This is a genomic window from Marinobacter sp. LM1, from assembly GCF_042763285.1.
Lineage (GTDB): Bacteria > Pseudomonadota > Gammaproteobacteria > Pseudomonadales > Oleiphilaceae > Marinobacter > Marinobacter nauticus.
In genome coordinates this window covers 3,928,900-3,955,248 of sequence record NZ_CP114373.1, presented here as the reverse complement: position 1 = coordinate 3,955,248, position 26,349 = coordinate 3,928,900, and the positions used below count along the sequence as shown (strand labels likewise).

Below are 26,349 nucleotides of genomic sequence, written 5' to 3'. Positions count from 1 at the left end.
TGACTGCCCGGAGCGACAGGCGCTGGCAGTCGGTTATTGTCGTTGGCCAAAATCTGTGCGATTTGCGCTTGAAGCTATTATTAGAGTATATACTCTAGGCAGTCAAGAAAGCCGGATGGCTCTTTAGGCCATCCGTGACACTGATAACAACAAACACCGGCATGACGATGAAAACCAGAGACAAGATACTGTTATCCAGCCTGGAGCTGTTTAATGACAAGGGTGAGCGCAATATCACCACCAATCACATTGCCGCGCACCTGGCGATATCGCCGGGTAATCTGTATTACCACTTCCGCAACAAGTCCGACATCATCTATGAGATTTTCCAGGAATATGAAAAGCTGGTGGACTACTACCTGGATATTCCGGAAGACCGACCGATCACCCTGGAGGATATGACCTTCTATCTTGAGTCGGTGTTTGGCGGCCTCTGGAGCTATCGCTTCTTCCACCGGGATCTGGAATACCTGCTCGACAGTGACCCGCGGCTGCGCCAGGACTACCGGGAGTTTACCAATCGCTGTCTGGCGGCCATCAACCGGATTTTCGCAAAGCTGGCGGATGCCGGCATTATCCAGCCTCAGCCGGAGGATCTGCGTTCGGCCATGTCACTGAATGTCTGGCTGGTGATTACCAACTGGATGGCGTTTCTGAAGACGGCTCATGCGGCCGAGGAGCCTGCCAGTCTGTCCCTGACCGAGTTAAAACAGGGGATCTATCAGGTGCTGACGCTGGAAGTGCCCTATCTCACGCCGGAGTATCGTGAAAGGGTACTGGCATTGCGAGAAAAATACCGTCCTACCTTGCCTGAGGCCCAGGGTATCTCTGGCGTTGAGGCATGAGCCTGGCTGGTCTGGTCAAAGTTTGATCTGATATTGAACTTTTTGAATGCGGCGCAGTCACAGCTAATGACGTTGGGAACCGGACACTCCCTGCGTCTCCTGAGTGAGTTCTCAGGTTTTCGGCCTCTGTGGTTGCAGAGGCACATAGCACGTCGCAAACCCTGACGTTTTCACCGGCCTGTCTTCTTCAGGCCGGCTTTTTATGCCTCAACCGGCTCCTGTTCCGAGGCTTCCAGCCAGTGGGTCAGCGCTTCCCGGCACTCGTCGACTCCGCGCTTGGAGGTGGCAGAGAACATGATGAGGTGCTCCACACATTGATATTCCTTCAGCTTTTTCGCGATACCCAGCATGGCGGTTTTTGCCTGACCAAACTTCAGTTTGTCGGCCTTCGTGGCCAGAATCATGAGCGGAAGGTGGTTATGTTCACACCATTCCACCATCATCTGGTCGAAATCGGTGAGCGGGTGCCGGATGTCCATCACCAGAACCAGGCCACGCAGGCAGCGGCGATCATTCAGGTAATGGCCGAGATGCTGTTGCCAGTCGTCTTTCATGTCCCGGGACACTTTCGCGTAGCCGTAACCGGGCAGGTCGACCAGACGGGCATGTTCCCGGTTCAGGCTGAAAAAGTTGATCAGCCGGGTCCGGCCGGGCGTTTTACTGGTGCGGGCCAGTTTGCCGTTGGCGGTGATAGCGTTCAGGGCGCTGGATTTGCCCGCATTGGAGCGGCCGGCAAAGGCAACTTCAGCGCCATGGTCGGGGGGGCATTCGTCCAGTTTGGAGGCGCTGATGAGAAAACGGGCGCTGTTGAACGAGAGGCTTTTTTGAGTCAGATCAGGGTCCACGACGGTTGGTGTTCCTTTGGATTTCAGTTATCGGCGATTAATGTATAATGCTACACCAATTTCCGGCGGGACGCCTCGCGTTGCCGCTGTATGCCCCGGTTTTGCACCTGACGACCCAGTGCCTGCCGGCTGCACAACGAAGAATACTTTCAAGATGCAAAGATGAGAGAAGCGGAGCGAGCATGAAAAGACTGATCGCAGGAGTTGTTCTCGGAGTTGGCCTTACAGCGATGGCTCACGGGGCAGGAGATCCGGCAGCGGGTGAACAGAACGCAGCAGTGTGTGCGGGCTGTCATGGACAGGGTGGTGCCAAGCCGGTAATGGCTGTGTATCCGAAACTGTCCGGTCTGGGCGAGAAATACCTGTACAACCAGCTGGTTGACATCAAATCCGGGGATCGTGCCATTCCTGAAATGACGGGCCTCCTCAATGCCATGTCCGATCAGGATTTGCAGGATCTGGCTGCCTACTTCAACAGCCAGGAAATGGTTGTTGGTCAGGCCAATCCGGATCTGGTTGAGCAGGGTCAGGCACTGTACCGCGGCGGCAATATGGCCTCCGGTGTGCCGGCCTGTTCCGGTTGCCATAACCCCTCCGGCATTGGCAACGAGCCGGCAGGTTACCCTGCCTTGGGCGGGCAGACTGCAGAATATGTTATCAAGCAGTTGAAGGCTTACCGGGCGGGTGAGCGCGCCGGAGGCGCGAATGCCGGCATCATGATGGATGTTGCCTCCAAGCTGACAGACGCTGAGATTGAGGCGGTCGCCAGCTACGTATCCGGCCTGAACTGATCGACAGCCGTCAGTTACGACTGAAAACCCCGCCTCGGCGGGGTTTTTGATATCCGGTATTCATAATACCTAACCGTTCGGTAACGCATTCCTTTGGCCCTCCGGTGGAACTTTTTCGCATCCCTGGGTCATAATCCTCGTTAAAATTCATTGATGGCTCGGAGATTCCCGATGATCAGAACCCTGACGTCTTCCGCCGTTCTGGCACTTTCACTGTTGTCTGCCGCTTCCCTGGTCAATGCCCAGCCCTGGGTGGCCGGAGAGCATTACCGGGTACTGGATAATCCGGTAAGAACGGCATCGGATAACGGTGTCGAAGTGGCGGAAGTCTTCTGGTACGGCTGTCCGCACTGCTACAACTTCAAGCCGCTGGCTGAAGCCTGGGAAGCGGAGGCTCCGGACTACATCAACTATGTGAAGCTGCCAGCGGCACTGGGCCGCAGCTGGGAGCCGCATGCCTACGCATTCTATGCCCTTGAGGCGATGGGCGAGCTGGACAAGGTGCATGACGCGCTGTTTGATGCCCTGGCCGGAGAGCGCCGTCCCCTCAATACCCCGGAAGCTCTGGCTGATTTTGTTGCCGGGTATGGCGTGAACGCCGAGAAGTTTCTGGAAAACTACAACAGTTTCGGGGTGCGTGCCAGAGTGCAGCAGGCCCAGGCCAAGATTCGTGGCGCGCGCATTACCGGTACACCGACTATGCTGGTTGATGGCAAGTACGTGGTAAGTGCCTCCATGGCGGGTAGTCACGAAAACACCCTGAAGGTGGTCGAGTATCTGGCGGAAAAAGAGCGCAGCGGGTCTGAGTAAGGCGCCATGCGGTTCGCCGGACGCTGGATGGGCTGACCGGAGAAGCGGCTGATAATGTACAAGCGAATCCGTAACCAGCTGAACGGTATACTCAGAAACCAGGAAAGCTCCCGGGGCACTTGTTCCGGGAGCGAGCATGTGCCGGAGTTTGAAGCTCACCGGCACATCCGGCTACTGACTTTCAATATTCAGGTTGGTATCAACACTTCGTCCTATCACCATTACCTGACCCGCAGCTGGCAGCATTTTCTGCCCAATCGCCGGCGCTACGAAAACCTGGATCGGATTGCCACCCTGCTAAGTCAGTATGATGTGGTTGCCCTGCAGGAGTGTGATGGCGGCAGTCTCCGCAGTGGTTACATCAATCAGGTGCAATACCTGGCCGAGGCGGCCGGGATTCCTTACTGGTATCAGCAATTAAATCGTAACCTCGGCCAGATTGCCCAGCACAGTAATGGCCTGTTGAGCCGTTTCCGCCCGCTGGATGTCACTGAACACAAGTTGCCGGGACTGATTCCCGGGCGTGGCGCCATCATTGCGCGCTACGGGGATGAGGAAGACCCGCTGGTACTGGTGCTGATGCATCTCTCTCTCAGCAAGTCGGCCCAGCAGAAGCAGCTTGGATTTATCCGCGAGCAGATTGCGAGCTATCGGCATGTGGTGCTCATGGGGGACATGAATGCCCATGCAGAGCAGTTGCTGACACGAACACCGCTGAAAGAAACCGATCTGATTCCGCTGCCCGACACCGCGCACAGCTTCCCGAGCTGGCGCCCGGAAAAGGCGCTTGACCATATTCTTGTCAGTCCCTCTCTGGAAATCCGGCGCTCTGAAGTGGTGAGCTATCCGGTTTCCGACCACCTTCCCATTGCCATGGATGTGGCGCTGCCCAAAGGCTATCTGGAAACATTCTGAGTCTTGTCTGATGCGTCCAGGCAATAAAAAACCCGGCAGATGCCGGGTTTTTTGTGGAGGCAGGATCAATTACTTGATCTTGGCTTCCTTGTACGCAACGTGCTTACGGACAACCGGATCGTACTTTTTGATCTCGATTTTTTCCGGGGTGTTACGCTTGTTCTTTTTGGTCGTGTAGAAGTGACCAGTGCCTGCTGAAGATACCAGCTTGATTTTCTCGCGCATGATGCGGCTCCTTAAACTTTCTCGCCGCGGGCACGAAGATCGGCCAGCACAGCGTCAATGCCTTTTTTGTCGATGATGCGCATGCCCTTGGTGGAAACGCGCAGCTTCACGAAACGCTTCTCGGACTCAACCCAGAAACGGTGGTTCTGCAGATTCGGCAGAAAACGACGACGAGTGTGGTTCATCGCGTGGGAAACGTTGTTACCGGTAACCGGACGCTTACCGGTAACCTGACAAACTCTGGACATACTTGCCTCCGACCTGAGCAATGGTCTCTATCAATACGAATTCGTTTTTAATGCGTCTCTGGTTGCTCCGGAGCCATACCTGCTGCCGGTTTGCGCTTCTGAAACAGAACGCTGCTCGCCAGACGCCGCCAGAAAGGGACGCTTTTATACCAGAACTGGCCGACCAACGCAAAAAATTGTTGGGAATTTGGCCAGTTTCGGGGCGGTATCCTTCACGGGGCTACATCAATCCTCGTTCAGCAAGGGATATTACCTCACCGTGGCCGATAACCATATGGTCAAGAACCCTGATATCGACCAGTCCTAGGGCCTCTTTCAGCCGGCGGGTCAGGGAAATGTCAGCCTGGCTTGGCTCGGCCACGCCTGACGGATGGTTGTGGGCAAAGATGACCGCGGCGGCATTGTCCTCCAGAGCCTGGCGCACCACCTCCCGGGGGTAAACCGCTGCGCCGTCTATCGTACCCCGGAACAGTTCCCGGTACTGGATGACCCGGTGACGGTTATCCAGGAACAGGCCGGCGAACACTTCATGAGGATAAGTGCCCAGGCGGCTGGTGAGAAAGCGCCGGGTATCTTCCGGTGAGCGCAGCGGATCGCCCTGGCGCAGCGGCTCGTCCATCACTCGCCTCGCCATTTCCATGGCAGCCTGCACCTGGGCATATTTGGCGGTGCCCAGGCCTTTGACCTCGCAGAATTGTCGGCGGGAAGCGGTCATCAGGCCGCGCAGTCCGGAAAATTCGGTGATCAGGTGTCGGGCCAGGGCCATCACCGGCATGCCGGTGGTACCGGTACGCAGGAAAATGGCCAGGAGTTCGGCATCTGACAATGATTCAGGGCCGTGAGTGAGCAATCGCTCACGGGGCCGCTCATCGGCGGGCCAATGGCTGGGTGGCATGTTTGCTTCCTTGCTGCTTTCGGGGAGTGCGTCCTGCACCGGGTTCTCGAAATTACAAAGGTTACTCCAAAAGGTAACATTTGGTAAACGAACAGGGGTTCTAGCAGGCTGCCCGTCTGCGCTCGGCATGCTATCTTATAACTCTTTCATTTTACGGGATTACGGAGCCCGCATGACCGCCAAGCGAATATTGTTGGGAATAACCGGTGGTATCGCCGCCTATAAAAGTGCGGAGCTGGTTCGACTGCTGAAAAAAGCGGGGCACGAAGTCCGGGTTGTCATGACCCGGGGGGCGGAGGCATTTGTTGCGCCGCTGACCTATCAGGCTCTGAGCGGCGAACCGGTGCGCTCCTCGCTGCTTGACCCGGAAGCCGAGGCTGGCATGGGGCACATCGAGCTGGCCAAGTGGGCCGATCAGGTTGTGGTAGCGCCGGCGTCTGCGGATTTTATGGCCCGTCTGGCCCATGGGCTGGCCGATGACCTGTTGACCACGGTCTGTTGCGCCACCGAAGCGCCGATAGCGTTGGCCCCCGCAATGAACCAGGCCATGTGGAAGAACTTCCGTACCCAGCGGAATCTGGCGCTGTTGACGGAAGACCCGCAGATTACCGTCTGGGGACCGGACCAGGGAGAACAGGCCTGCGGTGATACCGGTCCTGGGCGCATGCTTGAGCCGGAACGTCTGGCTCGTCTGGTAAACGGAGAGGGTGTGGTTGAAACGACCGGGCCGCTGTCTGGCAAACGGTTGGTGATCACGGCCGGGCCAACCCGGGAGCCGATCGATCCGGTGCGCTACATTACCAATCACAGCTCGGGCAAGATGGGCTATGCCCTGGCCGGTGCAGCCGTTGCCGCCGGAGCCGAGGTGGTGCTTGTCAGTGGACCTGTCAGTCTGTCGGCCCCAGCGGGGGTTGATGTCCGGCCTGTCAGCACCGCTCAGGAGATGCTGGAAGCCGCCAGCAAGGCGGTCGATGAAGGCTGCGATATCTTTATCGCCACGGCCGCGGTGGCAGATTACCGGCCCGAGGTGTTCGCCAGCGAGAAAATCAAGAAAACCAACGACAACATGAGCCTGGCGCTGGTCCGTAACCCCGATACCCTGGCGACCATCGCTGCCCGGGCCGATGCGCCGTTTACGGTTGGCTTTGCCGCTGAGACCACGGACGTGGCGCGCTATGCGACCGACAAGATGCAGCGCAAGAAACTCAACATGATTATCGCCAACGATGTGTCCGTGCCCGGGCTCGGCTTCAGCAGCGATCGAAATGCGGTTACGGTGTTCTGGCCTGCGGGTTCGGAATCCATCGGGCCGGACAGCAAACAGGCGATCGCTGCCCGTCTGGTGGCGTTGATTGCAGACCACAGCAACAGGATTGAACAGGCATGAGCAAAAGAAAGTTTGAGGTACGGGTTCTGGATGATCGCATTGGTACGGCGATTCCGTTTCCCGAATACGCTACGGAAGGCTCTGCAGGCCTTGATCTCCGGGCGGCATTAAAGGAAGCCAAGACCGTTATGCCGGGTGAGACCCACCTGATTCCCACCGGCCTGTCTGTGCATATTGCTGACCCGGGGTTGGCTGCCATGATCCTGCCCCGGAGCGGACTCGGACACAAGCATGGGATCGTGCTCGGCAATCTGGTGGGGTTGATCGATTCCGACTATCAGGGCGAGTTGATGGTGTCCTGCTGGAACCGGGGCCAGACGCCATTCACCATCGAGGTGGGCGAACGTATTGCCCAGATGGTGCTGGTGCCTGTGGTACAGGCGGATTTCGAGATTGTGACCGAATTTGATGCCAGTGACCGGGGTGAAGGTGGCTTTGGCTCCACTGGGAGCCACTGAGTCGGGCATCTTTACCTGGCAGCGAGATAACTGGCCGGCGTCTATACTCAGCGGATACAGACCTATCCGGGAAAGAAAATAACTGCGGGATGCATTATGAAATTCGCCAAGAAAAAAACCAACGCGTCTTCCGGTGATGAGCAGCCGGAGAAGAAACCCGGAAAGAAACAGAAACCGTCCAAAACGTCAAAAGAAGCGGCTGGCTCCGGTTTAAAGAAACTCGGATCGGTTGGGTTGAATCAATCGCTGGTGGTACTGGTGGCCGGCGTGGTCGCGGTGGTGCTGGCCCATTTTCTGGTGGTGGTGCCCGCGGGGGAGGCCCGCTATGAGGAGGCCAGCGCCATGGAAGTGGACAGTGCGCAACGGCGCCTGAATCAGTCACTGACGGCGCTGCAGGAACAGGTTCGGGCGGTGGCGAACCAGCGTTACGCTGCCCTTGCTCTGGCCGAGCGGTCTGATCTGGCCAATCTCGCCGGACAATTGCAAACGGCGCTGCCCGGTTCCGCTCAGGTGTTTGTCTTCCCTTACCGGGAAGTGCCCCGGACCGGTAACGGCGATACCCTGCTGGGATTTGCGGGCCTGGAACTGGCCCGGCGGGCAGAAAATGGACAGAACCTGTTGCCGGACGCCTTCCCCCGCGACAATCAGTGGTATCTGCAATTTGCCGCGGCAGTGCGTCATCCCACAAGCAATGCCGTGGTTGGTAGCGTGCTGGCGGTTTTTGAAGCCTCCCACATACGGCCAATGCTGGCCGTGAGCAACCCGCAACTCGGGGGCCAGCTGTCACTGGTCCAATCCGTGTCCGGCGCTTCACGAACGGTGGCCAGCGCCGGTAACGGCAGCGGCCCTGAGCTGTCTCGCACCCTGATCAACCCGGACTGGTCCGTCCGTTACCAACCGGCCTCGGCACCGGTGGCGCCGGTAAGCACCATTCTCCTGGCGATTCTGGTGGGGGTGCCTGCGCTGGTGGCGGCGATTCTGGTCTGGATGCTTCTTGGCAACGCTCAGCGTGGAATACGTCAGGATGTGACCGCGCTCATTCAGTGGGCCCACAAGGTGTTCGGAGGCGAGCGGATGAAACTGCCGGCTCTGCGCTGGGATATGGTGGCGTCCACCGGAGAAGTGCTGTTCCGTCTGTCCCAGATGGTTGAGAAGCGGGTGGCCAAGGCCGCGGAGTCGGCTGCGCCCAAAGCGGCTCCTGCCCGCCGCAAGGCAGCGACGGCGGAGGATGAACCACTCTTTCAGGACAAGGACATGCCGGACATTGACATGCTCGATGGTGACGAGGATGTGCTCGGCTTTGGTGGCTCCGAGGATTCCCTGTTCGACGAGGACATTCCTGAAGTGGCTGAGGCCGAGGTGCCTGCGGTTCAGATCAACCCGGAAATCTTCCGCGCCTATGACATCCGGGGCATCGTTGGTCAGATCCTTTCGGCAGAGGTGGTTGAAGTCATTGGTCGCGCGATCGGCTCGGAAGCGACCGAGCGTGGTGTCACAGATATCTGTATTGGCTACGATGGCCGGCACTCCAGTCCGGAACTGGCTGATGCCCTGGGGCGCGGCATCATGGCGACTGGTTGTAACATCATTCACCTGGGGGCCATACCTACGCCGGTGCTGTACTTTGCAACCCATCACCTGCAGACCGGTTCTGGCGTTATGGTGACCGGTAGCCATAATCCAGCCAACTATAACGGCCTGAAGATCATGCTGGGCGGAGAGACCCTGTCTGGTGAAGCTATCCAGAAGCTGTACCAGCGCATCCAGACCGCCGACCTTGCCAGAGGGCAGGGTGAGCAATCCCGGGACGACGTGCGCCGCGCCTATCTGGACCGTATCGTCGGTGATATTGCTGTGGCGGCGCCGTTGAAAGTGGTGGTGGATGCCGGTAACGGCATTGCCGGAGAGCTGGGCCCCATGCTGGTTGAGGAACTGGGCTGTGAAGTCACACCACTGTATTGTGAAGTGGACGGTGATTTCCCTAATCATCACCCGGACCCCGGCAAACCCGCGAACCTGCAGGACCTGATTGCCAAGGTTAAGGAGACCGGCGCCGATATCGGGCTGGCCTTTGATGGCGATGGTGATCGTCTGGGCGTGGTTACCAATACCGGCAAGATCATCTGGCCGGATCGCCTGCTGATGCTCTTTGCCAGGGATGTGGTGTCCCGCAACCCCGGCGCGGATGTGCTCTATGACGTGAAGTGCAGCCGCCGGCTGGCCAGCGTGATCTCGGAAGCTGGAGGGCGCCCGATCATGGGGAAAACCGGCCATTCCCTGATGAAAGCGAAAATGAAGGAAACCGGCGCCCTGCTGGCGGGCGAAATGAGCGGACACATTTTCTTCGGCGAACGCTGGTACGGCTTTGACGATGGCCTTTACTCGGCTGCCCGGCTGCTGGAAATCCTGGGTATTGAGGATCGTCACTCCGATGAAGTCTTTGAAGACTTCCCCGAGGATATCAGTACCCCTGAGCTGAATGTCGAGGTGACCGAGAGCGACAAGTTCGCCATCATTGAACGGCTAGGTCAGCAGGCGGATTTTGGTGACGGCAATATCAGTACCATTGATGGCATTCGGGTAGATTATGCCGATGGCTGGGGGCTATGCCGTGCGTCCAATACCACACCGGTTCTGGTTCTGCGCTTCGAAGCCGAAACCGAACAGGCACTGGAGCGGATCAAATCCGTGTTCCGGGAGCAACTGCAGAAAGCGGCACCAGACCTGGTGGCGGAATTCTGAAACCCATTACTGTCGTAAGGATTAACACAACATCATGGCGCTGGATCGTGAAACAGCAATGCAGGTGGCCTCGGTACTGAGCCGGGGCCTGCCCTATATCCAACGGTTTACCGGCAAGACGGTCGTGATCAAATACGGCGGCAACGCCATGGAGAACGAAGACCTGAAAAGCAGTTTCGCCCGGGACGTGGTGCTGATGAAGCTGGTGGGGATCAACCCAATCGTGGTTCACGGCGGCGGCCCCCAGATCGGAGAGCTGCTGGAACGCCTGAATATCCAGTCCCGCTTTGTTAACGGCATGCGGGTTACCGATGCGGAGACCATGGACGTGGTCGAAATGGTGCTCGGCGGCCAGGTGAACAAAGAAATCGTTTCCCTGATCAATGCCCACGGCGGCACCGCGGTGGGCCTGACCGGTAAGGATGCCAATCTGATCCGGGCCCGGAAGCTGGAAGTGGTCAATCGCTCGCCGGAGCTGGAGCGGCCTGAAATCATCGATATTGGCCATGTTGGCGAGGTGGCAAGCGTCAACGTGGATGTTATCGACATGCTGACCCGCAGCAACGTGATCCCGGTTATCGCGCCCATCGGTGTCGGGCCGGATGGCGCTTCCTACAACATCAATGCGGACCTGGTAGCCGGCAAGGTGGCAGAAGCCATGAAGGCGGAAAAGCTGATCCTGCTGACCAATGTCTCCGGCCTCAAGAGCAAGGAAGACAAAGTGCTGACCGGCCTGACCGCCCAGCAGGTGAACGATCTGATTGAAGACGGCACCATCCATGGCGGTATGTTGCCAAAAATCCGCTGTGCCCTGAGTGCGGTGGAAAACGGCGTGCGCACCTCCCACATCATCGACGGACGTGTGGCCCACGCCTGCCTGCTGGAAATCTTCACCGACGAGGGTGTCGGTACGCTGATTTCCCGTAACTGATACTTCTGGCCGGGAGTTACCGGATGAAACGCCTGCTGTCATTTCTCGTTATCACAGGAATAGTGGCCTTCGCCGGCTTTAAAGCTGGCGTCTGGTGGCTGACGGACCAGCGTCTGGCAGAGGCGCGCACGGTACTATCGGAATCCGGTGTACTCGAGCGGGGGAGCATCAGCTCCTCTGTGGATGGCCGGGTCATCCTCCGGCAGGCGCACTGGGAGGACTTCCAGCTTACTCAGCCATTGCAGATGGACCTGATTGAACTGGAAACCGGCTCTCCAATCGCTCTGTTGACCACACTGATGAGCCCTGACAGCTTGCCGGCCAGTTGGCGGCTATCCGTTGAGCGCGCCAGCATTACGCTGGAACCTACCATGTTCCGGAACTGGGTGACGGCGGCGCCGGATGAAACTGCCCAGGCCCCGCTAGCCAATCTGTCCTGTGCGCCGGACCCAAGGCAGCAACTGGGCAGTGGGGATTTGATGCGTATGGGGATTCCTGATATCCGGGGCGACATGTTGCTGGAGCAGACCCCCGATGCCCTGCGTTTTGAACTGAATACCCGTGAAACCGGAAGCCTGGAGCTGGTTTGGCCAGACGCCAGACTGACCCTGGGCAATCTGGCCGACCCGGCCTCCATGGGGGCCGGGCCACTGCAACTGACCGTTCGTGACGCGGGTCTGATGCGCCGCCTCTCTGCCTATTGTGCCCGCGAGACCGGGCTGGAGGTCAGCGACTGGGCCGGGCGGGGTGTCGCGGCATTGGAGAAAGGGCTGCAGGCTCGGGGCCTGGAAGCCAGTCCGCAATTGCTGGCACTGTATCGGCAATGGCTGACCGAAGGGGGTGAGGTGACCATGATGCTTGCACCCGGCTCGGAAACCTTCGGGCTGCCCGTACGCACCGATTCGGAAAACACCGTCAGCCTGCGCGTATCCTATAACGGTGCCACCGTGCCGGATGTGTACCTGACCGAAATGCAACGGGTGGAACCAGCATTGCCTGCGCAGGCAATGGAGCCTGTGGTACCGCCGGAAGACCCGGATTTTGAGCAGTGGTACCCTGACAGTGTTGAGAACGCCAATACCTGGCTTGGCCGGCGCGTAAGGGTTACGCTCTCGAATGAAAACCAGGTTGAGGGGCGACTGGTCAGCGTTGGCGAGCGGGATATGGAAATCGCCCGCACAGTGGCCGGGGGCGAAGTGGCGTACCCCATTCTGATTCGTGCCATTACACAATTTGAAGTCTGGCGCCGGGGCCGCCCGGAATAGCGCCGGGACGGGAGGCAATAAGTGACCGCAAGCGCAAGCACAGGGGTGCCGGGTATCAGGGAAATGCTGGCCCGGCTGATTTCATTGCCATCCATCAGCAGTGCCTCGCCGGAGTGGGATCACAGTAACGAAGGTGTGGTCCGCCTGCTGGCAGAGTGGCTCGAACCCCTGGGGTTTACCGTCGAGATCATGGAAGTGCCGGGCATGCCCGGCAAGTTCAATCTGATCGCCACTCTGGGTAGCGGTCCGGGTGGACTGGTACTCTCAGGCCATACCGACACCGTACCGTTTGACGACAAACGCTGGCAAAGTGATCCGTTCAGTCTCACGGAAAAGGACAACCGCTGGTACGGTCTGGGCACCTGCGACATGAAGGGCTTTTTCCCGCTGGCCATTGAAGCCGCCAGAGCCTTTGCCGGCGAGCCCTTGCAGCAGCCGCTGATTATCCTGGCCACTGCTGACGAAGAAAGCTCGATGAATGGCGCCCGGGCACTGGCAGAAGCCGGCAAACCGAAAGCCCGTTACGCGGTGATCGGCGAGCCCACCAATCTCAAACCAGTGCGCATGCACAAGGGCATCATGATGGAACGGTTGCGGTTTGACGGGCAATCGGGCCATTCCTCCAACCCGGCCCTGGGCCGCAACGCGCTGGAAGGCATGCACGAGGCGCTCGGCGAACTTCTGGCCCTGCGCAGCGAATGGCAGGAAAAGTACCGCAACCCCAACTTCGAGGTACAGGTGCCCACCCTGAACCTGGGCTGTATCCACGGTGGTGACAATCCCAATCGCATCTGCGCCCAATGCGAATTGCACTTCGACCTGCGTCCGCTGCCGGGCATGAACATGGAGACCCTGCGCCAGGCGATTCTTGACCGGATGCAGCCTCTGGCCGAGCGGCGGGAACTCAAACTCACGTTTGCCCCCCTGTTTGACGGCGTACCGCCGTTTGAAACCCCGGCCGACGCCGCTCTGGTCAAAGCCTGTGAGAAACTCACGGGCCACACGGCACACGCCGTTGCTTTTGCCACGGAGGCACCCTGGCTGCAGCAGTTGGGGTTGGAGACCCTGGTGATGGGGCCTGGTTCGATCGACCAGGCGCACCAGCCGGACGAGTTTCTTGAACTGTCCCAGTTGCAGCCGACGGTGGATATCCTCAAGGGATTGATCAAAAGGTTCTGTCTTTGAGTAGACTAGCGGTAAGGCGGGCGGAAAACCGTCCCGGCATTCTCCATTCTTGGCAAGCATTATCAGGGTATAAGGAATAAAGGTTTGAAATCAAACGACTGGCTGCACGGATTCCGCCATTCCTCTCCGTACATCAACGCCCATCGCGGCCGGACCGTCGTCCTGACCATGCCCGGGGATGCCATTGAGCACCGCAATTTTATCAACATCATCCACGACATCGCTTTGCTTAGCAGCCTTGGCGTCAAGTTGGTGGTGGCGTTCGGTGGCCGCCCCCAGATCCAGTCGCGACTGGATGATGCCGGCCTGGAATCCTCCTTCGCACGGGGTCTGCGCATCACCCCCGATAACCATCTACCGATGGTTATGGAAGCCATTGGCGGGCTCAGGGCCTACCTGGAAAGCCAGCTTTCCATGGGGTTGGTGAATTCACCCATGCACAACGCCCGGATTCGGGTCAGCAGCGGCAACTACGTCACCGCCAAACCCGTTGGCGTGCTGGATGGCATTGATTTTGGCTACACCGGCCGCGTCCGCCGTGTTGATACCCGTGGCATCGAGCAGTTGCTGGAGCTGGGGCATATTGTTTTGTTGCCTCCAATGGGCTATTCGCCCACCGGTGATGCCTTCAACCTTTCCTATGAGGACGTTGGCAGCCAGGTGGCCGCGGCGCTGCAGGCGGAGAAGCTGATTGTCTTCATCGACGATGAAGGCCTGCTCGAAGAAGATGGTAGCCTGATACGTGAGTTGTCCGCCCGTCAGGCGTCCGAACGCTTGAACGACAATGCCGTCACCGGCCACGATGCGGCCTTGCTCAAGGCCGCCTGCGATGCCTGTGTCAAAGGCGTTCGGCGTGCCCACATCATCAGCTACGTAGAAGACGGCGCTCTGCTGGAGGAGCTGTTTACCCGCGATGGGTCCGGCACCCTGGTCAGCGGTGATAACTACGAACAGATTCGCCAGGCACGGGTAGAAGACATCGGGGGTATTCTGGAGCTGATTCAGCCCCTGGAAGAGCAGGGCGTGCTGGTTCGTCGTTCACGGGAAATGCTGGAAACCGAAATTGACCGGTTTGTGGTGGCGGAGCGGGACGGCACCATTGTCGGCTGCGCCGCGCTGTACCATTATCCGGAGGAGGGCGCCGGAGAGTTGTCCTGTTTTGCGGTCGACCCCTCCTACCGCCGTGCCGGCCGTGGTGACGAGATTCTCGCCATGGTTGAAAAGCTGGCCCGGGGCCAGGGTGTCCACAAACTGTTTGTGCTGACTACCCAAACCGAACACTGGTTCCGGGAACGCGGTTTCGTACCCACCGCCGTGCAGGATCTGCCGGGTCCAAAGCTGGCCTCATACAACACCCAGCGCAATTCAAAGGTTTTCTACAAACCGCTCTGACAGCAATTTCAACCGCGCAGATCGACTGTCCGCCGGTTGCCGGGAAAGCTCCCCGACGGCCCGGTAAAACTCGCTGAAGTGGTAGTCCAGCTCTTTCAGCATCTGTCGGAAGGCGGGAACGTGCTGATTGTACTGGCGGAACAGTGCCAGCTGTGCATTATTCAGCCGTACCGGCGGCGGGCCGAAAGGCCCCGGCTCTTCATATTGGTCGGCCAGGTTGGCGTAGTCCCGGGCCAGTTCGTCGAGCAGTTGGGCCTTGCGCGCCCGCAGCGTGGATTTGTCCATCGTATCCTGGCGGGCATAAAGTTGTTGGAGTTGCTCGCTGGTGGCGGCGACCAGTTCCAGAGTCTTTTGCCGGTGCTGTAATCGCGCCAGAGCGCGCTCAAAACCCTCAGATGCCCCTTGCCGCTTCAGCCAGAGCCGAAGCCCTTCCAGTTCCACGGCAGTGGCAAAGCTCTCGTTAAAGGCGGTATCACCGTTGATATAGAGCACGCGGTGGGCCAGCTCGTGGAACATCAGGGCGACCATGCGGTCATCCGCCAGGGAGGTGAACCCGGTATGCAGTGGATCATCGAACCAGCCCAGGGTGGAGTAGGCGGTAACAGCGCCGATAAAGGTATCGTAATCGCGCTCCTGGAAGGCCGTCTGTTCCTGCCGGGCATCGGCCAGGCGGAAGTACCCGCGATAGGACTGGCAGCCCACAAACGGATAACACCACTGGTGGGGGGTAAGGGAAAACTCCGGCACGGCGACCAGATTCACTACCACCCATGGGCGGCCCAGAGCTGCGTATTCACTGAAGACGTCGTCCACGGGCAAGGCCAGTTCCTGAGCCGCAAACGCCCGCGCCTGCGCTGCCAGCTCAAGCTGTCGACGAAGTTCCGGGTCGGTTTCCGGTGCCGTGATCACCTGGTGGATGGGCCTGGCCTTCATCATCAGGGACACGTGGCCGCCGATGGCCTGGCTATAGTAGCCAATGGTCGTACAGCCACTCAGGGGTGTTACCAGTAGCAAAAAGAGATAGATCTGACTAAGCTGTCTCATGAATCATCATATTATGATGTTGTGGGTATGAGGCTGTACAATTCCTTATTCGCCGACGGCTGTTACAGATTTTTAACCGACCGCCACAGGCCTTATCATAACAGCTCGAACCTACACCCACTCAGGGACGTTGGCCGGATTTCCGCATCCGGCAACATGCCGGCTTTGCAACTGGTCAGGTAGTTCATGGATCCGAGAGAGCGTCGCAGCAGCCCCCGACAGCCGATAAAACTTGCCGCTCAGATAGATGCCGGCAATGGTGAGGCGTGGCCCTGCCAGATTGCTGATTTCTGTGCCGAAGGCATGTTCATTCGTTATTCGGGTGAAACCTCCGGCAAAATCGAGCGGGCCTTTGCCGGCGGCAGCGTTACCGAGCTGGTGGTTCGGTTCCGCGGTCTTGAGGGCAATCGTCGATACGAGCTTCATGTCAGCCCGGTGCGGCGTATTGACGGTGCCATGGGCGTGCATTTTACCCGCCCCGATTCCGATGCCTTCAGCGCCATGCTGCAGTTGTGTGGCAGTTCCGGGGATCAGGCCCGGTCATCACTTCGCGCTCCCAGTGAACGCGTTCAGTTTGTGCTTCACCAGTGTGCCAAAACCGTCACGCGGTTTATTGAACCACTCATGGATGCCTGTTTTGTCCAGACGGTGGAGGCACTGCGTATTGCGGCCCAGAAAGCCCCAAACGACCAGCTTGCCAATGAGTTGATGGATGCATCCGGCCAGATTCAGGGGCGCCAGCGGGTGCTCTGGCATTACATGAGCCGCAGTCTGGAGTCGCCCTTAAAACCGGAGCCCAAAGGCGCGCCCGGTTCAGTGTTGTCGGTGGTAGACAAAAACGAGTTTGAGGACTGGCTGGCAATTCGGGTGATGGTTACCCGTGCTGATACCCAGTACCGTGGCGACCTGCTGCAGCTCAAGCTGAGGCTGGACAAGTTAGGTATCGCCAATCGCACCGGCCATCATAATCCCCTCGGTCCCGCCCTCGTGTGCGAAGCCTTCCATAACGCGCTTGCCCAGCTGAAAGTCAGCCGGGACGTTGAAAAGGTCTGCCTGAAGACGTTTGAGCAGACGGTGATCAAACAGCTGGAGCCGTTGTATCGGGAGTTGAACAATATCCTGATCCGGCATGGTGTGTTGCCGGATCTGGACCTGTCCCGTTATCTGAGCGAACAGGCGCCGGCCAGGAAGGAACCGCCGACCGAGGTGCTGAAGCGGGAGCCCGAAACACCTCTGGAAAAGCCGCAGCCTGAGGCGCCGGAAAGCAAACCCGGGCAAACGGCCCGCGGGCTGAAAAACCGGGTAGCTGGAGAGTTCCGGGGGTATGCCCGCGCAGCCCAGACGGCTTTTGCCACGGTGAGGAATCTGCTGACAACACTGCAGGCCAGTCGTGTGGAGAATGGAGAGGCGACGCCAGAGCCGTTTGCGGCCAATGCCCGTCCGCTGTCTCAGGGTGAACTGCACCGGGAATTGCAGGAGCTGCAGCTACGCGCTGCGGCTCCGGAAGAGCCGGCCGTGCCCTTGCGGGACCGGGTGGTTGAAAAGATACGTGAAACCGGTGACACCCGGCTCAATGCTGAGCAGCAGGACACTCTGGACGTTGTCGATCGGTTTTTCCGGAGCGTGGTCGATAGCCCCAAGCTCAGTGACTACGCCCAGAGCCGAATGCGTCAGCTGGAAGTGCCGGTGCTGAAAGTTGTGATGCGTGATCCCGAATTCTTTGAGGACCAGGACAGCCCGGTTCGTGGTGTGATGAACCGCCTGGCACAACTGGGCGTGAAGGGTGGCCGGCTGAACCCGGTGGTGCAGCGCCGGGTGGATGAGCTGATTCACCGCATTGCTACCGAGTTCGAACAGGATACCGGTGTGTTTGAGCAGACCGTAGGTGAGCTGGACACGCTGATTGACCGGCAGAACCTCGTGTATCGCCGCAACGTTGAGCGGGTGACTGCTGCCGCAGAGGGTGCCCAGAAGGTTGCCGAATCCAAAACCGCCGTGGCCAGCGCGCTGGAAAGCAAACTGGCTGGCCGCAAGGTTCCCAGGGCCCTGGTCAGCCTGCTTGAAGGCGGCTGGAGGGATTTATTGTCGCTGACCTGGATTCGCCAGGGACCAGACAGTCAGTTATGGCAGGACTACCTGGCGGTGATCGATTCGCTGATGGCTTTTGCCGAGGACCCGGACAGCAGCATTAACCTGCCCGAACTGTTACGGCTGATTCAGGATGGGCTGGCGTCGATCTCCAGTAACCACATGCCGTCCTCCCAGATCCGGGATGAATTGAAGCAGTTTCTGGTGCGTCGGCCTGACAAGGCGCCGGAAATGGTTGAGATGCCTGCGGTCAGTGGTGCTCGCCCGGACAAACAGGTGCTCAGTGAACGGGAACAGCGCAGCCTGCAACGCTGGATCAACCGGGCCCAGCAATTGCGCACCGGCGACTGGCTGCGGGATCAGACCAAGGCAGAAGATCCCCAGTACATCCGCCTGGTGTGGATTGCCCGTGGTTTCAGCCGGTTTGTCTTCGTTAACCACCAGGGTATGCGGGTGGTTGAGCTGGAGCTGGAGGCTCTGGCCAGACAAATGCGCAAAGGCATTATCGTACCGGACAATCAGTATGACCGGCCGCTGGTAGACGAGAGCATCGACCGCATGGTTCGCAACGTCTATGACCAGCTGTCCTGGGCATCCACCCATGATGAACTGACCCGGCTTTTGAACCGCCGGGAATTCGAGCGCATGCTGGAGCAGCAACTGGCCCGCCGGGAAGACAGTCGTGCATTGCTGCAACTGGACCTGCGCGGGTTCCGATTGCTGAATGACACAGCGGGCTACCAGGCCGGGGATGAAACCCTGAAACGGGTGGCGGAGCTCATCTGTCGGCATGTGGGCGACGGCATGCCGGTGGCTCGTCCCGGGGGCAATGAATTTGCCATGCTGGTGCCTGAAGAACAGGGGCCGGAAATTGCCAAGGCACTGCTGGAAGCCATTGCAGCGGAACCCTTTGAGTACGGTGGTCGGCGTTACACATTAAATGCCAATGTTGGCCTGGCGCCGGAACTGCCCGCGCTGATCAGCGCCGAAAAATGGCTGAAAGCCGCCGAGCAGGCGCTCAATTCCGCTCGCGACAAGGGCCCGGGACGTTTCTCGATCTACACGCTCGACGCAGACGACCAGGCCCGGCAGGAACAGATTGCGGCCCGTGTGGCCGGCCTGAGTAACCCGGACGAAGAGCGCATGCTGCTGCGTTGCCAGAAAATCATTCCTCTGCATGCCAACACCCGAATGGCGGCCCAGTATGAAATTCTGATCAGCATGTACGACGACAGCGGGCAGCTGATTACCGGCCAGGATTTTGTCCGCATGGCCGAGCGCTATGACCGCATGCAGGCAGTGGATCGCTGGGTGGTGGGGCACATGCTGGACTGGCTGCGGGACCAGTCTCCGGATCCGCGCCATGTGGGTGGTGTCTGCATCAACCTGTCCGGCTATTCGTTGAACGACCAGTCACTGCTGGAATTCATTTACGAAAAGCTCAGTGAGAAGGATGCACCGATTGAGCGTCTCTGGTTCGAGCTGACGGAAGCCTCTGCCATTCATGATCTGCAATCGGTGGCGGATTTCATGCTGGAAATGAAAGAGCTTGGCTGCCGGTTCTGCCTGGGTAACTTTGGCAGCGGGCCCAGCTCCTTCCAGTTCATGCGATCGTTGCCGGTAGATCTGATCAAGATCGACAGTGCCTTTACCGGTCAGCTGGCAGCCAACCAGACGGATCAGGCCATGGTCAGATCCATGGTGGATATGGCGCATTATATGGAACGGGAAGTGATTGCCTCTCAGGTTGAATCCCGTGAGGTTCTGGATATGCTGAGGCAACTGGGCGTGGATTACGCTCAGGGTTTTGTGGTTGAGAAGCCCCGACTGCTGACCAGTCTTGTCTGACGCACATCCGGGAACCTGAGCTTTTTATGTCCAGACGCCATCCGATTATTGCCGTTACCGGATCTTCCGGGGCAGGTACTACCACAACCGGGCAGATCTTCAGCCGCATGTTTGCCAGTGAGGGCATCGATGCCGCCATGGTCAGTGGCGACAGCTTTCATCGGTATACCCGGGAACAAATGGCCCGACTTGCCGCCAAGGGGCAGTTTGGTGAACGCAACCACTTTGCCCTGGCAGCGAATCATATCGATAGGCTGGAGGCTCTGTTCTATGACTACAGCCATACCGGCAATGGCCGATACCGGCAGTACGTTCATGACGAAGACCGTGACCTGATCGCCGCTGGCCACAAACCCGGAACCTTCACCCCCTGGGGCCCGTTACCTGCGGATACCGATGCCCTGTTCTACGAGGGGCTTCACGGCGGGGTGGTGAGCGACAACTACAATATTGCCCAGTACGTTGACTTGTTGATTGGTGTGGTACCCATTGTCAATCTGGAGTGGATCCAGAAAATCCATCGGGACACCCATCAGCGGGGCTACAGCCAGGATGCCGTGGTTCAGACCATCATCAATCGGATGGACGATTACGTGCACGACATCGTGCCGCAGTTCTCTCACACCCACATCAACTTCCAGCGAATTCCGCTGGTGGACACCTCCAACCCCTTCGTTGCCCGGGATGTGCCCAGTGAAGACGAGAGCATGGTGGTGATTCACTTTCGGGAAACGACGGATGTGGATTTCCCGTGGTTACTGCAGGCCATTCCCCAGAGCAGCCTTTCCCGTCACGATACCCTGGTGATTCCGGGGCCGAAAATGGCCCTGGCCATGGACCTGATTATCCGGCCCATGGTCCAGAGCCTGATGGCCGGCAAAACCTTTGCCTGATCAGACCGTCAGGGTGCCATCGCGGTAGTCGGCCAGCGCCTGCTCAATCTCAGCAGGTTTGTTCATCACAAACGGACCATACTGGACAACTGGCTCGCCGATGGGCCGGCCTGCAATCAGTAGCAGCTGTGCCCCGGCCTCTCCGGCCTCAATCAGAACTTCGTCCCCCTGCTCCAGAATGTTTGCCGAGGACAGTGCCAGAGCCTGGTTCCGGTCTTCGCTTACCAGGCTTGCGCCACCTTCATACAGGTAAACCAGGGCATTGAGCGCCTGGGGGACGGGCAGCGATACCCTCGCTCCGGATTCCAGGTGGACATCGGCATACAGAGGCTCCGTGCTGCCGCCGGTGACTGCACCGGTGACGGAACCGCCGCCGATCTCCAGTTCACCGGCAATGACCCGGACGGATACGCCCTGCTGGCGCGCCACCGGAATCTCCTCTGGCTGAATGTCCCGGTAACCGGCGGCCTTCATTTTTTCGGCGGCAGGCAGGTTGAGCCAGAGCTGGAAGCCCCGCATGACCCCGGATTCCTGCTGTGGCATTTCCGAATGCACGATGCCCCGGCCCGCGGTCATCCATTGCACCCCGCCGTTGCGAAGGTTGCCTCGATTCCCCAGGTGATCCTCATGCAGCATGTGCCCTTCAATCATATAGGTGACGGTTTCAAAGCCCCGATGCGGGTGGGCCGGAAAGCCGGCAATGTAATCCTGTGGCTGGTCAGAGCCGAACTCATCCAGCATCAGAAATGGGTCCATTCGCACGGATTGGCGCTGGCCCAGTGAGCGTTTGATGCGAACCCCGGCGCCATCGGATGTGGCCAGTGCGGGAATGGTTTGTTTCAGGGAGCGAAGCATGATCCCGTCCTCCTCTCGGTTAGTCATGGGGCTATTTAACCGGGATGGTGGAAGGGATGAAAACGCAGAATTCTGGCGGGGGAAGTCAAAAAAACTGACGAAGGCATCAAAAGGTGACGACGGGAACCCCGTCGTCACCTCCGGAGCGATTATTCCACGTTGCGGGAGTAGAAGATTTCCAGCATTTCCCGGCGCAGGCGATCCTCGATGGACTGGGCTTCTGCCGGGTCCAGGTCGCCGGCGTTCACTCCGAACACATAGTTGTCCAGATTGAACTCCTTGAGCATCATCTTGGTGTGGAACAGGTTTTCCTGATACACGTTGACGTCGATCATCTGATACGCGTTCTGGGTATCCTCGGTCAGGTAGTTCTGGATCGAGTTGATGTCGTGATCGATGTAATGCTTGGTACCGTCCACGTCACGGGTGAAACCGCGTACACGGTAGTCAACGGTAACCACATCCGAGTCGAAGCTGTGAATCAGGTAGTTCAGTACCTTCAGCGGTGAAATCAGACCGCAGGTGGACACGTCGATATCGGCCCGGAAGGTGCTCACGCCGTCATGGGGATGGCTTTCCGGATAGGTGTGCACCGTCACGTGGCTCTTGTCCAGATGCGCCACAATGGTATCCGGCAGCGGACCAGGGGACTCTTCGTTATTGGCTTCGCTGTCGGACAGTTCGTGCTCGGCGATCAGCATGGTGACGGACGCACCATGAGGCTCGTAATCCTGGCGGGCAATGTTGAGAACATTGGCACCGATGATCTTGACCACGTCGGTCAGAATCTGGGTCAGACGCTCGGCGTTGTACATCTCGTCGATGTAATCAATATAGGCTTCGCGTTGTTCTTCGGTCTGCGCGTAACAGATGTCGTAGATGTTGAAGCTCAGGGATTTGGTCAGGTTGTTGAAACCGTGCAGCTGGAGTTTGGTTTCCATGCTCAGCCCCTCCGGGAAATGGAGATGAATGATCACAGGGAGAGGAACTCTCCCTGCCGAGGCCGCCACCGACTACTGACCGGGTGAATGGAGCTGTTCACCTTTTGCGCAGACCGGCGGAGAAAGTTGCGTATTATGCATACCGCAGGTGTCATTGAATAGTATTTGCAATGACATTTTTTATAACGGAAAGCCGCGGTTGCAGGGCGCTGGCCGGAATCTGACCTGCCGTTCTAGCTGGCGGCCTGGATTTCGAAGCTGTGCGTGATCTCGACACCGGCTTTGCCCAGCATGATCGAGGCTGAACAGTACTTGTCGGCAGACAGGCTGACTGCGCGCTCCACCTGCTTTTCCTTCAGGTTGTTTCCGCTAACCACAAAATGAAGATGAATGCGGGTGAACACAGCCGGCACCTCATCAGCGCGCTCCGCATCAAGCTCACAGTGACAGGCGATCACGTCCTGGCGGCTTTTCTTCAGGATGCTCATCACATCGAAGGAGGAGCAGCCGCCCACGCCCATCAGCAGCAACTCCATCGGGCGCGGACCCAGATTCTCGCCACCGTGATCCGGGGGGCCGTCCAGTTGAACGCTGTGGCCACTGCCACTGGTTGCTTTGAAGCTGGCATTGCCTGTCCAGTCGACGGTTGCTTTCATCGGAGTTACCCCTGGTGCCTGAATGAATGGGCAGGATGCTAGCACAGTTAACTCCCTGCGGCATGATGTGGTTGGGACCAAAGCGGTATTGCCTTCAGATACATCCTGTATCCGCTTTTGAGTTGCCCAGAAGTTACCTTCTTGTTATAAGTTGCGTGGCATATCAGTAAAACCCCTAACCCGCACGGACAGGCGGGGATATAAAAACGATCAGGAATCGCCAGACTCTGAGGAGGCATGTCTCGCATTATGGCTACCATTGTCAAGCCGGTTGAGCAGAAGACCAAACACCTGGATTACTTCCTTTCCCAATGCCATCGCCGGCGTTACCCAGCCAAAAGCACCATCATCTATGCGGGTGATAAAAGCGATTCCCTGTTCTACATCGTCAAGGGCTCGGTCACTGTCATTATTGAAGACGACGATGGTCGTGAAATGATCATGGCGTACCTTAATGCCGGTGATTTCTTCGGCGAGATGGGGCTGTTCGACAACATGGATTCCCGGAGTGCCTGGGTCAAGGCCAAGACTGAGTGCGAAGTGGCAGAAATCAGCTACACCAAGTTCCGGGAAATCGCTCAGCAGGATCCGCGGGTGTTGTACTTTATTGGTGAACAGATGGCCTCGCGCCTGCGCCAGACTACCCGTAAGGTAGGGGACCTGGCGTTCCTTGATGTCACTGGCCGGGTTGCCAGAACACTGCTGGATCTGTGCAAAGAGCCGGATGCCATGACTCACCCGGACGGCATGCAGATCAAGATTACCCGTCAGGAAATTGGACGCATTGTTGGTTGCTCCCGGGAGATGGTCGGTCGGGTTCTGAAAACTCTTGAAGATCAAGGTCTGGTGCGGGTCAAGGGTAAAACCATGGTGGTTTACGGTACCCGCTGATTGCTCTCTCCCTCCCTGTAATCTCTGCATAAAACGGTGCTCCGCTGTTGACGGGCACCGCTTTTTCCCAGCATCTCCGTCGGTATATTTGCCGTTTTCTGCTCCGTTACCTTCTCAGCTTTGATGGTGTCGAAGCACTTTACAGTTGTGCGCAGACACATTAAGTGTGTGGTTTCTAACTAACTGAAATATAATCATCTTTTGAATTCTGGCAGGAATCGCGCAGGGACGGTTGAGTCACACATTGACTCACAAAAAGGAGTTTAACCATGAAAAGAAAATGGATTGCCGGCACTGCTGGCCTGGCCGCAGCCGCCCTGATGAGTTCCGCTTCTGTTGCCGCGCCGATTACGGCAGATGTTGTGTTTCTGGTCGATGAATCCGGCTCCATGGGTGGAGAGCACGCCTGGCTCAGCAATATGATTGCAAGCCTTGAGAGTGGTCTGGTCGGTGAGGGCGTTGGCTCTTCGGTGAGCAACCGGTACTCGCTGGTTGGTTTCGGGGGCAGGTCATCCAGCAACCATCTGGATCCCCATGCCCATGATATGGATTCAGTAACGGCGGGCACTCAGGAGTGGGGCAGTTCCACCGATTTTGCTGCTGCAACGTCGACGCTGGTTACCAACGGTGGCACGGAAGACGGCTGGAGCGCGCTGGACTGGGCACTGAATAAACTGAGCTATCGCGCGGATGCCGCAGTTAACTTCGTGCTGGTTACCGACGAGGATCGTGACAACACCAATGGTAACCTTACTAAAGAGGGTTTGCTGGCGGGTCTGGGCAGCAAGAACGCCCTGCTCAACGTGGTAGTAAACAACCGCTTTGGTTGTGGTGGGTCCTCTACCAATGCCATTGGTATCGACAGCGATGATAACGGTTTTCTGACCGATGGTTTGGGTGGTTTCACCAAGTGTGAAGGCGCTGGCAACATCGGTAGTGGTAACGGAACCACTGGCAGCGACTACGTCGATCTGGCCCTGAATTCCGGCGGTGCCGCCTGGAACCTGAACATTCTCCGTTCCGGTGGTACTAACGCAGATTCGTTCACCGCATCGTTTGTTGACACCAAGGTACAGGAAATTACCGAGCAGCCTCCGGTTTCTGTGCCGGAGCCCGGTACCCTGGCCCTGCTGGGTCTGGGTCTGACTGGCCTGGCATTCCGCCGCAAGAAAGCCTGATCGTTCGATTGAGGCTTGCAGTAACAAGGGCGCCCTCCGGGCGCCCTTGTTGTTTTTGTAAATGTTATCATCAGGGGCTTTGAAGTCCGCTAAGCGTTATTCCCAACAAACGTTGATACAGACTGACAGATGGCGTCGGGCTCGGTCAGTGGCGCCCAGTGCGGGGCATCCAGTTCCTGCAGCGTGAGCTTACCGGTCCAGTGCACCAGGTGTTCGGTCAGGTGGCGGCCGACGTAGGCGTCCCGCGTGGGAATGATCACCTGAACGGGGCAGCGGGTGTGCCGGGGCCTTGGGCGCAGCAGCCTGGGCAGGAAGTTTGCCCGATAGAGCTTCACACCATATTGTCCGTCTGCTTTCTGCCAGGGGCTGAAACGGGCGTCTTCAACCTGTTCCTGTGTCTTCAGATAGTTCGGCCAGACTTTGTCAAGCCCGGCTTTCCAGATCATTTCCGGTAGCAGCGGCAGCTGGAACAGGAAAACATACCAGGAGCTCGCCAACTGACGCAGTACTTTGGTGGTGCCTCCGTTCGCAGGTGAGCCTATCTGATTGCGAATCCAGAAGCCGACATGATCCAGGCAGGGGCCGGAAATGGAGGTGTAGGAGCGAATACGCTGCTGAAGATCGGGGTCCGTCACTGATTCCCAGCTCTGGATGGAGCCCCAGTCGTGGGCAACCAGATGAAATGACTGGTCGGGGACAATGGCGTTGACGACTGCTTGCAGATCTTTTGCCAGCAGCGCCAGGCGATAGTCCCGGGTGCGAGCTGGCTTGTCGGAGCGGCCAGCCCCGCGGACATCATAACGAATCACCAGATATTCCTGGCTGAGTGCTGCCGCCACCTTGTCCCAGACACTGTGGTTGTCGGGGTAGCCGTGTACCAGAACAATGGGCGTTGCCTCGGGGTTGCCCTCCGCAACGGCGTAGAGAAGAAGGTCTCCACTGGTCACCCAGTGTTCACGTTTGGTCGGCATGTCTCTGCTCCCGGCATGGTGTGTTCAAACGCCAGAGTAGCGGTATCACT

General features: G+C 58.3%; 24 protein-coding genes. 15 read left to right on the top strand and 9 right to left on the bottom strand.

The annotated features are described in order from the left end of the window. Positions 1 to 167: 167 nt before the first annotated feature. Positions 168 to 845, top strand: a complete 678-nt coding sequence (locus OZ656_RS18540; protein WP_278351157.1) for a TetR/AcrR family transcriptional regulator — start codon at positions 168 to 170, stop codon at positions 843 to 845. A gap of 200 nt (positions 846 to 1,045) precedes the next feature. On the opposite strand, the gene yihA is transcribed toward OZ656_RS18540, so the two are convergent. Further along, positions 1,046 to 1,690: a ribosome biogenesis GTP-binding protein YihA/YsxC gene (gene yihA / locus OZ656_RS18535; RefSeq protein ID WP_153740240.1), complete on the bottom strand. Its 645-nt coding sequence runs from the start codon at positions 1,688 to 1,690 to the stop codon at positions 1,046 to 1,048. A 182-nt stretch (positions 1,691 to 1,872) separates the two neighbouring features. On the opposite strand from yihA, the gene OZ656_RS18530 reads away from it, so the two are divergent. From OZ656_RS18530 to OZ656_RS18520, 3 genes are all read left to right on the top strand, one after another. Continuing rightward, positions 1,873 to 2,481, top strand: coding sequence for a cytochrome c (locus tag OZ656_RS18530; RefSeq protein WP_011786978.1), 609 nt, complete (start codon positions 1,873 to 1,875; stop codon positions 2,479 to 2,481). Positions 2,482 to 2,652: 171 nt separating this feature from the next. Then, the gene (locus tag OZ656_RS18525) at positions 2,653 to 3,291 is read left to right on the top strand and encodes a thiol:disulfide interchange protein DsbA/DsbL (protein ID WP_011786977.1); all 639 of its coding nucleotides are present in this window, start codon (positions 2,653 to 2,655) and stop codon (positions 3,289 to 3,291) included. A gap of 54 nt (positions 3,292 to 3,345) precedes the next feature. Next, a complete protein-coding gene (locus OZ656_RS18520) occupies positions 3,346 to 4,206 on the top strand; it encodes an endonuclease/exonuclease/phosphatase family protein (RefSeq protein ID WP_011786976.1) in 861 nt (286 codons plus the stop codon). A 69-nt stretch (positions 4,207 to 4,275) separates the two neighbouring features. Here OZ656_RS18520 and rpmG read toward each other — a convergent pair whose 3' ends face one another. The 3 genes from rpmG to radC all read right to left on the bottom strand — a co-directional run bounded on the left by rpmG (position 4,276) and on the right by radC (position 5,574). Then, positions 4,276 to 4,431, bottom strand: a complete 156-nt coding sequence (rpmG, locus tag OZ656_RS18515; protein WP_008173465.1) for a 50S ribosomal protein L33 — start codon at positions 4,429 to 4,431, stop codon at positions 4,276 to 4,278. Positions 4,432 to 4,442: 11 nt separating this feature from the next. Then, a complete protein-coding gene (gene rpmB / locus OZ656_RS18510; protein ID WP_011786975.1) occupies positions 4,443 to 4,679 on the bottom strand; it encodes a 50S ribosomal protein L28 in 237 nt (78 codons plus the stop codon). A gap of 220 nt (positions 4,680 to 4,899) precedes the next feature. After that, positions 4,900 to 5,574: a DNA repair protein RadC gene (radC, locus tag OZ656_RS18505; RefSeq protein ID WP_014422834.1), complete on the bottom strand. Its 675-nt coding sequence runs from the start codon at positions 5,572 to 5,574 to the stop codon at positions 4,900 to 4,902. A gap of 172 nt (positions 5,575 to 5,746) precedes the next feature. Between radC and coaBC the strand changes: the two genes are divergently transcribed. From coaBC to argA, 7 genes are all read left to right on the top strand, one after another. Further along, on the top strand, positions 5,747 to 6,961 hold the full coding sequence (gene coaBC, locus OZ656_RS18500; protein ID WP_041655129.1) for a bifunctional phosphopantothenoylcysteine decarboxylase/phosphopantothenate--cysteine ligase CoaBC: 1,215 nt from the start codon (positions 5,747 to 5,749) through the stop codon (positions 6,959 to 6,961). Continuing rightward, positions 6,958 to 7,419 carry a dUTP diphosphatase gene (gene dut / locus OZ656_RS18495; protein WP_014422832.1) on the top strand — a complete coding sequence of 154 codons (462 nt, stop codon included), beginning with the start codon at positions 6,958 to 6,960 and terminating at the stop codon, positions 7,417 to 7,419. The genes coaBC and dut overlap by 4 nt, the downstream gene beginning before the upstream one ends. Before the next feature lie 96 nt (positions 7,420 to 7,515). Continuing rightward, a complete protein-coding gene (locus OZ656_RS18490) occupies positions 7,516 to 10,161 on the top strand; it encodes a phosphomannomutase/phosphoglucomutase (protein WP_278351042.1) in 2,646 nt (881 codons plus the stop codon). A gap of 34 nt (positions 10,162 to 10,195) precedes the next feature. Beyond that, complete coding sequence (gene argB, locus OZ656_RS18485) at positions 10,196 to 11,092, top strand: acetylglutamate kinase (protein WP_014422830.1); 897 nt, start codon at positions 10,196 to 10,198, stop codon at positions 11,090 to 11,092. Positions 11,093 to 11,115: 23 nt separating this feature from the next. Then, a complete protein-coding gene (locus OZ656_RS18480) occupies positions 11,116 to 12,357 on the top strand; it encodes an acetylornithine deacetylase (RefSeq protein WP_379944779.1) in 1,242 nt (413 codons plus the stop codon). A 63-nt stretch (positions 12,358 to 12,420) separates the two neighbouring features. Next, positions 12,421 to 13,542, top strand: a complete 1,122-nt coding sequence (gene argE / locus OZ656_RS18475; protein ID WP_022993180.1) for an acetylornithine deacetylase — start codon at positions 12,421 to 12,423, stop codon at positions 13,540 to 13,542. Positions 13,543 to 13,626: 84 nt separating this feature from the next. Next, entirely contained in the window at positions 13,627 to 14,934 is a 1,308-nt protein-coding gene (gene argA, locus OZ656_RS18470; RefSeq protein ID WP_199452966.1) for an amino-acid N-acetyltransferase, read from the top strand. Here argA and OZ656_RS18465 read toward each other — a convergent pair. Continuing rightward, positions 14,908 to 15,978, bottom strand: coding sequence for an aminopeptidase (locus tag OZ656_RS18465; RefSeq protein ID WP_199452968.1), 1,071 nt, complete (start codon positions 15,976 to 15,978; stop codon positions 14,908 to 14,910). The two genes, argA and OZ656_RS18465, sit on opposite strands and share 27 nt — an antisense overlap. Positions 15,979 to 16,164: 186 nt before the next feature. Here OZ656_RS18465 and OZ656_RS18460 point away from each other — a divergent pair, with 186 nt between their 5' ends. Next, positions 16,165 to 19,914 carry a DUF1631 family protein gene (locus tag OZ656_RS18460; RefSeq protein ID WP_199452970.1) on the top strand — a complete coding sequence of 1,250 codons (3,750 nt, stop codon included), beginning with the start codon at positions 16,165 to 16,167 and terminating at the stop codon, positions 19,912 to 19,914. 26 nt (positions 19,915 to 19,940) lie between these two features. Further along, on the top strand, positions 19,941 to 20,807 hold the full coding sequence (locus OZ656_RS18455) for a phosphoribulokinase (protein WP_199452972.1): 867 nt from the start codon (positions 19,941 to 19,943) through the stop codon (positions 20,805 to 20,807). Here the strand turns inward: OZ656_RS18455 and OZ656_RS18450 are convergent, their stop codons facing one another. The 3 genes from OZ656_RS18450 to OZ656_RS18440 all read right to left on the bottom strand — a co-directional run bounded on the left by OZ656_RS18450 (position 20,808) and on the right by OZ656_RS18440 (position 23,259). After that, a complete protein-coding gene (locus OZ656_RS18450) occupies positions 20,808 to 21,662 on the bottom strand; it encodes a pirin family protein (RefSeq protein WP_199453004.1) in 855 nt (284 codons plus the stop codon). Positions 21,663 to 21,811: 149 nt separating this feature from the next. Beyond that, on the bottom strand, positions 21,812 to 22,603 hold the full coding sequence (speD, locus tag OZ656_RS18445; protein WP_011786962.1) for an adenosylmethionine decarboxylase: 792 nt from the start codon (positions 22,601 to 22,603) through the stop codon (positions 21,812 to 21,814). Positions 22,604 to 22,836: 233 nt separating this feature from the next. Beyond that, the gene (locus tag OZ656_RS18440) at positions 22,837 to 23,259 is read right to left on the bottom strand and encodes an OsmC family protein (protein ID WP_199452974.1); all 423 of its coding nucleotides are present in this window, start codon (positions 23,257 to 23,259) and stop codon (positions 22,837 to 22,839) included. A 249-nt stretch (positions 23,260 to 23,508) separates the two neighbouring features. On the opposite strand from OZ656_RS18440, the gene crp reads away from it, so the two are divergent. Then, positions 23,509 to 24,150 carry a cAMP-activated global transcriptional regulator CRP gene (gene crp / locus OZ656_RS18435; protein ID WP_007153756.1) on the top strand — a complete coding sequence of 214 codons (642 nt, stop codon included), beginning with the start codon at positions 23,509 to 23,511 and terminating at the stop codon, positions 24,148 to 24,150. A gap of 269 nt (positions 24,151 to 24,419) precedes the next feature. Next, positions 24,420 to 25,328 carry a vWA domain-containing protein gene (locus OZ656_RS18430; protein ID WP_199452976.1) on the top strand — a complete coding sequence of 303 codons (909 nt, stop codon included), beginning with the start codon at positions 24,420 to 24,422 and terminating at the stop codon, positions 25,326 to 25,328. A gap of 89 nt (positions 25,329 to 25,417) precedes the next feature. On the opposite strand, the gene OZ656_RS18425 is transcribed toward OZ656_RS18430, so the two are convergent. Continuing rightward, positions 25,418 to 26,299, bottom strand: a complete 882-nt coding sequence (locus OZ656_RS18425; RefSeq protein WP_199452978.1) for an alpha/beta fold hydrolase — start codon at positions 26,297 to 26,299, stop codon at positions 25,418 to 25,420. Positions 26,300 to 26,349: the final 50 nt, after the last annotated feature.